At 64.3% G+C, this 9055-nt stretch carries 15 protein-coding genes; 9 read left to right on the plus strand and 6 right to left on the minus strand.

Going from position 1 to position 9055, the window contains the following annotated elements:
* The first annotated feature begins 25 nt into the window (after positions 1-25).
* The 4 genes from M2427_RS13690 (at position 26) to M2427_RS13705 (ending at position 2287) form a co-directional block, all read left to right on the plus strand.
* On the plus strand, positions 26-997 hold the full coding sequence (locus M2427_RS13690) for an SH3 domain-containing protein (RefSeq protein WP_280706863.1): 972 nt from the start codon (positions 26-28) through the stop codon (positions 995-997).
* Positions 998-1166: 169 nt separating this feature from the next.
* On the plus strand, positions 1167-1445 hold the full coding sequence (locus M2427_RS13695; RefSeq protein ID WP_280706864.1) for a hypothetical protein: 279 nt from the start codon (positions 1167-1169) through the stop codon (positions 1443-1445).
* Between the two features lie 226 nt (positions 1446-1671).
* A complete protein-coding gene (locus M2427_RS13700) occupies positions 1672-1878 on the plus strand; it encodes a hypothetical protein (RefSeq protein ID WP_348521923.1) in 207 nt (68 codons plus the stop codon).
* A gap of 97 nt (positions 1879-1975) precedes the next feature.
* Positions 1976-2287 (plus strand): hypothetical protein, encoded by a 312-nt coding sequence (locus M2427_RS13705; RefSeq protein ID WP_280706867.1) that lies wholly within the window; start codon positions 1976-1978, stop codon positions 2285-2287.
* A gap of 19 nt (positions 2288-2306) precedes the next feature.
* Here the strand turns inward: M2427_RS13705 and M2427_RS13710 are convergent, their stop codons facing one another.
* From M2427_RS13710 to M2427_RS13720, 3 genes are all read right to left on the minus strand, one after another.
* Entirely contained in the window at positions 2307-2876 is a 570-nt protein-coding gene (locus M2427_RS13710) for a TetR family transcriptional regulator (RefSeq protein WP_280706868.1), read from the minus strand.
* The gene (locus M2427_RS13715) at positions 2876-3220 is read right to left on the minus strand and encodes a multidrug efflux SMR transporter (protein ID WP_280706869.1); all 345 of its coding nucleotides are present in this window, start codon (positions 3218-3220) and stop codon (positions 2876-2878) included. The genes M2427_RS13710 and M2427_RS13715 overlap by 1 nt, the downstream gene beginning before the upstream one ends.
* A gap of 205 nt (positions 3221-3425) precedes the next feature.
* Positions 3426-4091, minus strand: coding sequence for an O-methyltransferase (locus M2427_RS13720; protein WP_280706870.1), 666 nt, complete (start codon positions 4089-4091; stop codon positions 3426-3428).
* 96 nt (positions 4092-4187) lie between these two features.
* On the opposite strand from M2427_RS13720, the gene M2427_RS13725 reads away from it, so the two are divergent.
* Together M2427_RS13725 and pdxY are read left to right on the plus strand one after the other, a co-directional pair.
* Positions 4188-4832 carry a TetR family transcriptional regulator gene (locus M2427_RS13725; protein ID WP_280706871.1) on the plus strand — a complete coding sequence of 215 codons (645 nt, stop codon included), beginning with the start codon at positions 4188-4190 and terminating at the stop codon, positions 4830-4832.
* Between the two features lie 113 nt (positions 4833-4945).
* Positions 4946-5758 carry a pyridoxal kinase gene (pdxY, locus tag M2427_RS13730; protein WP_280706872.1) on the plus strand — a complete coding sequence of 271 codons (813 nt, stop codon included), beginning with the start codon at positions 4946-4948 and terminating at the stop codon, positions 5756-5758.
* Positions 5759-5766: 8 nt separating this feature from the next.
* On the opposite strand, the gene M2427_RS13735 is transcribed toward pdxY, so the two are convergent.
* On the minus strand, positions 5767-7095 hold the full coding sequence (locus tag M2427_RS13735) for a hypothetical protein (RefSeq protein ID WP_280706873.1): 1329 nt from the start codon (positions 7093-7095) through the stop codon (positions 5767-5769).
* A 307-nt stretch (positions 7096-7402) separates the two neighbouring features.
* Between M2427_RS13735 and M2427_RS13740 the strand changes: the two genes are divergently transcribed.
* From M2427_RS13740 to M2427_RS13750, 3 genes are all read left to right on the plus strand, one after another.
* On the plus strand, positions 7403-7573 hold the full coding sequence (locus tag M2427_RS13740; protein WP_280707163.1) for a Flp family type IVb pilin: 171 nt from the start codon (positions 7403-7405) through the stop codon (positions 7571-7573).
* Positions 7574-7691: 118 nt separating this feature from the next.
* Positions 7692-7943, plus strand: a complete 252-nt coding sequence (locus tag M2427_RS13745; RefSeq protein ID WP_280706874.1) for a hypothetical protein — start codon at positions 7692-7694, stop codon at positions 7941-7943.
* Between the two features lie 204 nt (positions 7944-8147).
* Positions 8148-8294: a hypothetical protein gene (locus tag M2427_RS13750; RefSeq protein ID WP_280706876.1), complete on the plus strand. Its 147-nt coding sequence runs from the start codon at positions 8148-8150 to the stop codon at positions 8292-8294.
* Positions 8295-8475: 181 nt separating this feature from the next.
* On the opposite strand, the gene M2427_RS13755 is transcribed toward M2427_RS13750, so the two are convergent.
* Both M2427_RS13755 and M2427_RS13760 read right to left on the minus strand, forming a co-directional pair.
* On the minus strand, positions 8476-8826 hold the full coding sequence (locus M2427_RS13755) for a zinc ribbon domain-containing protein YjdM (protein ID WP_280706877.1): 351 nt from the start codon (positions 8824-8826) through the stop codon (positions 8476-8478).
* A gap of 44 nt (positions 8827-8870) precedes the next feature.
* A complete protein-coding gene (locus M2427_RS13760) occupies positions 8871-9044 on the minus strand; it encodes a hypothetical protein (protein ID WP_280706878.1) in 174 nt (57 codons plus the stop codon).
* Positions 9045-9055 lie beyond the last annotated feature (11 nt).

The following is a 9055-nucleotide window of genomic DNA, read 5'->3' on the forward strand; positions in this document are numbered from 1 at the left end:
CCGCCTCTCAGAGGAGGACTTCGTCATGAGATTGAGAACCGCTTTGGTTGCAGCATTGCTGCTCGCGCCGACGGCCGCATTGGCCGCTCCCGGAATCGTCACCGTCTCGACAGGACTGCGCGCCGGCCCGGGTGCGGGCTTTCCGCTGGTCGACCGCGTTCCCGAAGGCGCTCGCGTCAACATCCATGGTTGCCTGCGCGGCAATGCCTGGTGCGACGTGAGCTTCTCCGACGACCGCGGCTGGGTGTCGTCGCAATATCTCGAATATCTCTACCGCAACCACTACGTCTATCTGCCCGACTACGCCGACGAGGTCGACGTGCCCGTGGTTCCCTTCGTGCTGAGCTCCTATTGGTCGAGTTACTATGAAGGGCGCCCCTGGTATCACCGCCACGCCTACTGGAATAGCTACTGGACCTCGCATGAGCGCTTTGCGACGCAGATGACGATCGACCCGCGCGCCGCGCGCATCGGGCGCGCTGCGACTCGGGACGCTACGGTCGCGCTGGGACGCGATGGACACGCCAAGGGCAACGTCGCAATCTCCGGGCGTGATGCTGCGACGGCCCGCGACTCGACAAGCGCCAAGCGCGATGCCGCAGTCGGCGTGGCTCGTAACCGCGCCGAGCGGAGCCAGCGTTTCGTCAATGAGCGAACCGCCGTGCAGGAGCGCAATCCCCGTGACGCGCAGGCGCGCATGATGCACGAACAGGCCGCAAGCCGCGCTGCGGTACGCGCGCAACCGATGGCGCGTGCACATGAAGCACCGCGCATGTCGGCTGCGCCTGCGGCCCTGCCTGCGATGCCGCACGTCGCTCAGCCGAATGTCAGTCATGGTGCGCCGATGAATGCTCATGCGCAGATGCCGGCGCCGCGTGCGGCCGCACCTGCACCCGCCATGCCGCATCCGGGTGGAGGCGGCGGCGGTGCTCCGCACATCAGTGCTGCGCCACCACACGGCGGCGGCGCGCCAGGCGGCGGCCGCGAGAAACACTAGCGTCGTTGAAAAGCCCGGCCTTCGTGCCGGGCTTTTTGTCGGGATCTGACGCGGGTTCCGTGCGCGTACAATTTGAGAAGGTTCTTCGCGGGCAGATTTCATCGATCGTAATATGTCTATTCAAAGCTGTAAGCATCCACTCGGGGCAGCGGGGCACGGGAGGATGCAGATGAGACAGAACCAGGCGGAGTCGCGCCGCCAGAATGTCGCGAAGCGTTCGATGACCAAAGAGGCCAAGCAACTCGCCGGTCTGATTGCCGGCTTGCGCAAATCCCTCGACGGCATCCACAAGGAGCGGGCGAGCACCAAGCTCTCCGGCGCCGAGATGGGTCTACTCGACGAGCGGCGCAACAATTTGTTGTTGACCATTGCCGCCCTGGACGACCGTCTGTCGGCCGTGCAGGGTTTGATTGATCTTGGCCGTCCACACGTCATCCGCGTTCACTAGGCGCGCATTGCAGGCATGATCGGTTCCGTCGCGGCGGCGATGGGCCCAGCCTGGCCGTGGCGGCGAACAAGCTCCCGGCAAGCAGAATCACATTCATGAGGCGGCAGACGAATGACCTCGGTCGCCGGCTGGAACCGGCGTCGGCGCACAATGCCGCCGTGGATGGCACCAAATTGCCACGCTCCCGGCGAATTGCCGCCAAAGGCCGCTGTCACGACGAGGACGGGTGCGGGATAACGCAAGGGGATGCGCATTGGCGTATAAAATGATCGCAGAACGCGACAATGAGAAGTACAGTTTTTCCCGCGAGAGCCGGCTGCTCATCGTGGCGAAGGGAAAAGTTTGGGCGAGCGAAGGATGGCGGGTCGTCATTACCGATCAGGACGGCAAGGCCTACGCGCCGCCGGAGTTCGACCAGTTGCTGGCGGCGTGACCGCAGCAGGGGCTAGGGGACGACATTGAGATCGCTGTTTCGACCGGGGCGCGAGGTTATCGCGCCTCTGGTGATTCTTGAGACGATTCTTGGGAGCATGGCTGTAGCGAGCGTCGTGCTGACGGCGCCGCTCGCGTCCGCGCAAAATCTCGACGCGGGCAAATCGCCCGAAAAGCTCTTTGCCGACGGCTGCTCGGCCTGCCACCGCAGCCCGCGCGGACTGGCCAAGGGGCGCATGAGCCTGACGCTCACCTGGTTCCTCCAGGACCATTATTCGGCCGGTCCTGACACCGCCAAGGCGCTCGCAGCCTATCTGCAGTCTGTCGACGAACCCCCGCCGAGCGCCGCAGCCAAACCGCGCGCAAAGTCATCCAAGCCGCGCCCGCCCAAGCCGGTACAAGCCCACTAGATGTCGGTCCGGATCCTGGCTACCCGCGCCGATGGGTCTGCGCGATCAGATGGCGACGCATTGCGCGCAGATCGGCGCTCATGCGGGTCTGTCCTGTCGTGACGAAGGACAGCCAGGCGCCGTCGGCCGCAAGACGGACGATGTGGAGTTCGAGCGCGGCGTCAGTGGCGCGATGCCGCTTCAGGCGCGCCTTCATCCAGTCATTCCAAAGCCTGCGCAACGATGGATCGGTGACGACCACCATGCTCAGCGCCGCCCAAGGTGTTGCGAAGCCGAAGGCCTTTCCGGTGAAAACGGCATTGACGTAAGCGCGCGTAAAACTGCCGCGCGGCTTCGGGTCCGCCTCGATGGCCGCGTCAATCTCGGCATCGACGCAGGCGAGCAGGTCGGCGAATAGCCCCTCGATCAGCGCCTGCTTGCTTCCAAAATGATGAAACAGCCCGCCCTTAGTGACGCCAGCGGCCGCTGCCACCGCCTGCACGGTCACTCCGGCGACGCCGTGGTCCAAGGCGATTGCGGCGGCGTGATCGAGCAGGGCGCGCCGGACCTGCTCGGGCTGCTTGGCGCGGGTGTAGGCGCTCGCCGGCATCAATGCGCCGTCGTTTGCGAGAACAGGTTGATGACGACGACCCCGGAGACGATCAGCCCGATGCCGACGAAAGCTGCGGCGTCCAGCATCTGGCGGAACAGGACGAAGGAGACGGTGGCGGTCAGGATGATGCCGACCCCGCCCCAGATCGCGTAGGCGATGCTCAACGGGATGACCCGGATCGCGACCGACAGCGCGTAGAACGAGGCGATGTAGAACAGCACCATCGCCAGCGTCGGCCAGGGGCGCGTGAACTGCGCGGACTGCTGCAGGAAGGCGGACGCCGTCACCTCGAAGACGATGGCAAGGGCAAGCGCGGCATAGGAGGTGACAGCGGACGTCATGGCGATCTCGTGCGGGACGCGCAAAAGATACCGCGCGGTAGGTATGTTTAGCGCGTAACATGGCTTTGGCCGGGACCAGGTATCACGTGTGAGTGACGCGCCTGCGACATGGGGAGAACCCGATGGCTCGAGGGTAACAAAACGAAGCCGCCACGCGGTGAATCGCGCGGCGGCTCCGGGTTATCGCAGAGGCTTTCGATGCGTCCTAGTGGATCCGCACGGTGAGTTCGACGTCCTCGGCGAAGGGCGTGGACATATAGCCGTTGCCGGGCTTGCGCACTCGCGCCAGATATTCCGGGCTGTGGTCGGCATTGTCGGCGACGATGATCGCGCCGGGCTTGAGGCGGTCTTCGACCAGATCGAGGATATCAGGGTAAAGCGCCTTGGCGCCGTCGAGCAGCACGAGATCGATCTGGTCTGGCAGATCAGCGCTGAGTGTCTCAAGCGCGTCGCCTTCGCGGATTTCGACGAGGTCGATCAGCCCGCCGGCCGACAGGTTTTCGCGCGCCCGTGCCGCCTTGGACGGCTCGAACTCGCTGGTGATGAGGCGGCCGCCGCCGTTATCGCGCAACGCCGCCGCGAGGTGCAGGGTTGAGATGCCGAAAGACGTGCCGAATTCGACGATCGCCTTGGCGCGTGAGCTCCGCGCCAGCATGTAGAGCAGGTGGCCGGTCTCGCGCGAGACTGCGAGCGGGGCGTCCTTCAGGCGTGCGTAGAGATCGCGGTAGCCGGTCTTGCTCCGCATCATCCTGACGCGGTCGGCGTCGGTCACGTCAGTGAAGGCGGCTCGCATGACGTCGCGGGCTGTTTCGTCCTGATCGAACAGGCGATCCAGCAGCGGTGCCAGCGACGTAATGGTTGGGGTGGTCATTTGATGTCTCCGGGGTTCGCAGCAGGGCGCGGCTTGCGTGCGAGCTGAAATACGACTAATTCGTCGTATTTCCTATTCGCATTCCCAGGGAGCCTTATGGCCGGTCGTCGAAGCCGTTCAGTTTCCACACGAAAACAGCCGCAGCAGGCCCGCTCCAACGAGCTGGTGGCGGCCATTCTGGATGCGGCAGTTCAGGTTCTGGCGAAGGAAGGAGCTCAGCGCTTCACCACCGCGCGCGTCGCGGAACGGGCCGGGGTGAGCGTGGGTTCGCTTTACCAATATTTTCCAAACAAGGCGGCGATCCTGTTCCGCCTGCAGAGCGACGAGTGGCGAAGCACGAGCGAGCTCCTGCGCGGCATTCTCGCGGACCGGACGAGGCCGCCTCCGGTGCGGCTGCGCGCGCTGGTCGACGCCTTCATCCGCTCGGAATGCGAGGAGGCGGCGATCCGCGGCGCGCTCAGCGATGCCGCGCCGCTCTATCGCGATGCGCCCGAGGCGCAGGAGGCGCGGGCAGCGGGCGAGGGGATCGTTGCAGCCTTCATGCGCGAGGCGCTGCCAAAGGCCTCGGAGGCAACGCGCGACCTCGCCGGAGAGCTGATCAAGACGACACTGGCTGAAGTTGGCAAGCGCTTCTCGGAGACAGCGCGCAGCGAGGCGGAGATCACCCGTCACGCCGATGGGCTGGCCGATATGTTCTGCGCCTATCTTGACGTGCTTGCACGACGCGGGAGACATTCCTGACATCTGTGTTTGCAGCCCAATATCGCTTCGGATTCTGTGGCGGCATGGGGTAGCCTCGCGTCGCCCTTCGTCCAGATCGGCTATGCTTGTGTTGCGACCCTACGGACTTCTGCATGCTCGTCATCTCGATCCAAAGCCAGGTGGTCCACGGCCATGTCGGCAACAGCGCGGCGGTCCACGCCATCCAGGCGGAAGGTGTCAACGTCGCCGCCGTGCCCACCACATTGCTGTCGAACCATCCGCGCTATCCGACCTTGCGCGGGCGGGTGCTCGATGCCGAGCTGGTCGCCGATCTGCTCAGAGGCGTCGAGGAGCGGGGCCTCGTCGATGAGGCTGCCGTGCTGGTCACCGGCTATCTCGGCTCACCCGACAACGCCGTCGTCATCGCCGATTTCGTCGAGCGTGCGCTGTCGCGCAATTCCAGGCTCCTCTATCTCTGCGATCCCGTGATTGGCGATGATGGCAGGGTCTATGTCGCCGACGGGATCCTCGACGTGGTGCGGCATCACCTGTTGCCGGCGGCACATCTGATCACGCCGAACCAGTTCGAGCTCGAACTGCTCTCGGGCGTCAAGATCGCCGATATCGAGGGCCTGCGCAGTGCGGCGGCGGCGCTTGCGGGGGAGCGCCGGACCGACGTCGTCGCCACCGGCTGCACGCTGGCGGATACGCAGGCCGGGCAGGTGGAAACGATCCTCTGCGCCGACGGACGATTGTCACGCTTTGCGACGCCGCGCTTGCCGATCCGCCCCTATGGCACCGGCGATCTCCTCACTGGCCTGATCGCCGCGCATCTCGCCAAGGGCACAGCAATCGAGGCGGCCGTGCGGCTTGCAGTCGAGACCATCTTTGCCGTGCTCGTTCGTACCCAGCAAGCAGGATCGGTCGAGATGAACCTCGTGCCGCTGCCGGCGTCAGGCACGTAAAGACCGGCTCAAGTCGCCCGCTTCGCGCCCGATTGCGCCGATTTCTGTGGCTTCGCCGGGCTCTTCTGCTCGCGCGCGGCCTGGGCCTTTGCCTGGGCCTTGGGTGACTTGGCGCTGGCGACTGCGTGGGTCTTCTTCGACTTGGCGCTGGCGGCTTCCTTGCGGTCGGTCGCAACGCCACGCTTGGAGATGTATTCCGGACCGTCGATCGGGCCGACATGCGGCGGGTCGTGGTCGAGATAGGGCCGGCCGATGCCGAGCGCCTTGCCGTTGGCATCGACCCACTTCCACAGCACTTCCGTCGAGGCCCATCGCTGCGCGCGGTTGTTGCCCTGGGTGCTGACGATGTCGGCCGCGAGCCCGTGGCCGTAGCCGCCGCGAAGGCTGCCGCCGTGATAGGAGCGGTTCGAGGCCGCCTTCAGGCCGCTTGCGATCTCCTGGCGGTAGTCGTCACGGAAGGCGCTGGTGATTCCAGGCGAGAGACCAGCGGCGTCCGCCGCGAGCAGCATGCGAAACAGCTTCTGCTTGAAACCCTTGTCCATGCCGCCGATGACGTAATCCATCAGCGCCATGTTGGCGTGCTCAGCCGCCTTCGGATCCTTCCAGGCAAAATCCTCGTCGACCAGCTTGGTGAAGCTGCGCATCACCGTGACCATCTTGCCCTTGCGCTTGATGGTGACGGCGCGGCGGTCTTCGACCTTGATCGAGTCTTCCTTCGGCGTGCGCTGATAGAGCGCCCAGAGATAGCGGTCGATGCACGCGTCCATGACGAAGCATTCGTCGAGCACGGCCACGGTGTCGGCGGACGGAGAAGGCTTGCTCTCGGCCACAGGCCCGCTCGCGAGCGCGGCGGGCGATAGCGCGTCCTGCGGCACGACATCGCCGGGATCGGCGGATGCAAGCTTGATGGTGGGCTCCGGCGCGGGCCCCGCTTCAGCTGCAGTCTCGGCTCTCGCCTCGGTGGCGACGGGCGCGGGTTCAGGCGCGACCTGAGGTGGGGGCGCTGCCGACGGCAGGACCTCGGTCGGATCGGCCGAGGCGAGTTGGACGATGGGCGCGGGTGTTTGAGGCGGCGACGCCTCGACCATCGCGGCACTCGGCGTCGCAGCCGCGGCGATGTCGGCGGTCAGGGCGATGCCATCGTCGACCGCAGCGGCGCGCGGAATGTCGGCGAGGTCGAGACGGGTGAGATCTTTCGCGCGGGTGACCGCGGCGGCGTTGGCGCCGCTGTTCTCGATCAAGGCTGGGGCATAGGCCGACAGGGAGAGCGCGAGCCAGCCGACCATCACGGCCGAGGGGCACGTCACAGCCACAAGAAGAGACCGCCGATCATTCATGATCCCTGCCTCCAAATCCCTGCCTTCAAGGTTCGCGAAGGAACCAGATTGCACAGCCAAGCACGCGGCGGGTCAATTGTTCGGAGGACGATGTGGCGGCGCAATGGCGCAAATCTCATAAAACGGGCTTTTCGAGCCGGTGTTGCCCGAATGCAACTGGGGTTCCCGCGCCGATGGGCAGGAATGCGAGCAGAATGGCGCGATATGCGTATTAAATTGATTTATTCGACTTCACTCAATCTTGGATTGTGAAGGTGCATTACCTTCGTACCGGCAACATCCGGTTAGATCTGGGAAGGACATGCTTGTGAAATTGAAATGCCTGTTGAAGGAATTCGCGACCGATGAATCCGGCGCCACCGCCATCGAATACGGCCTGATCGCAGCGGGGATCGCGTTGGCGATTATCGAAGTGATTTATGCGCTCGGGACCGATCTTGTCGCCAAGCTGCAATCACTGGCGACGGCGTTGAAATAGGCCGTCGCGTTAAACATAGCGCTATGCAAAGTTTGGGATGTTGCATTGCGATAGAACATGTCGCAACGCAGCAAATCGAGGCTACATGGGCTCCGAACTACTCTTTTGGAGCATCACCATGAACAAGAAGACTCTCTCGATTGCAGCTGCGGCCCTCATGATCGCGGGCTCGACTGCCACCTTCGCCGCCGAGCTGCCGACCTATGAGGCCAACGGCATTCCGGCTTCGCCCGTGCAGGTCCGCGTGCTCGGTGCGGCCCGTGTCGAGCAGCAAATGACGGCGCCTGCGACAAGCGTGACGGCGCTCCAGGCCAGCGTCCTGACGCCGCGCAAGCAGACTGCGAACGTGACCACGGGTTCCGCTCGCTAGGACTGATATCGCACTGAGCGGAGAGCTCGGTGCTCAGCTTCGATCGCAATGGCCGGGCTCGTCCCGGCCATTTTCTTTTGGCCGACTTGTGTACGGCGGTTCAAGACGAGTGTGATCTTTTTAATAGTTGCTTTGAAGATCGCGGGGCTTGATGCGGGCGCCGCGTATTGGCGGCCAAGAATCGTTTTTCATACTGGAGTCGTCATGCCCGTTGCGCAGAAAGCCGTTGTTGCCGCCCCGTCGCCGCGTGAGTTCATTGTCCGGCATCTCGCGATGTTCGCAGCCGCCGCGCTGTTCGTGTTCGTGCTGAGCCTGACCTATGGGCTCGATCTCAGCCCCGGCTTCTTCTGAGCAGCTACCGCGAAAACAACCCCATGCACCGTAGGGATGGGGTTGAAAGACCTGAGGATTTTCGGCCTTGTTTTCGGTCTTGCCGAAATTCGCTTGCTCCGTCGGGCAAAACAGGCGCATGATGGCAGGGTCGGCAGGTGCGCGGATCGGCGCCGTAGGCACGCGCCCATAGCCCTGCGCCTCACGCCTTCTTCACGAACTCCGACTTCAGGTTCATGGCGCCGATGCCGTCGATCTTGCAGGCGATGTTGTGGCCGTCGGTCGCGTCCTGGAGACGGATGTTGCGGACCTTGGTGCCGCCCTTGACGACCGAGGACGAGCCCTTGACCTTGAGGTCCTTCATCACGATGACGCTGTCGCCGTCGTTGAGAACATTGCCATGGGCATCGCGCACGCCGGCCTCCTGTGGCGCTGGCGCGGCCGCATCGCCCGCAGCGCTCCATTCATGGGCGCATTCCGGACAGACCCAGAGGTCGCGATCCTGGTAGGCATGCGGCGACTGGCAGGCGGGGCATTTGGTGGTGTCGGTCATAGTGTCTCGATCTCGAAAGTGGAGCAGGGGAACGTCGCGCGGCGTCAGTGAAACAGCGCGACGAAGATGACGTAGAGCCAGCCCAGGATCCCGTGGATGATCGCCCAGAGAATGGAGTGGTTGTTGGTGTAGGAGATCGCGATGGCGAGCGCCGAGCCGAAGCCGACGCCGTATTTCGCGCCCTCGACGCGGACGCCGTAATACCTGTTACCGTTCATGGTGATCCTTC

It is taken from the genome of Bradyrhizobium sp. BR13661 (genome assembly GCF_029892425.1).
In the GTDB taxonomy this organism is placed as follows: Bacteria; Pseudomonadota; Alphaproteobacteria; order Rhizobiales; family Xanthobacteraceae; genus Bradyrhizobium.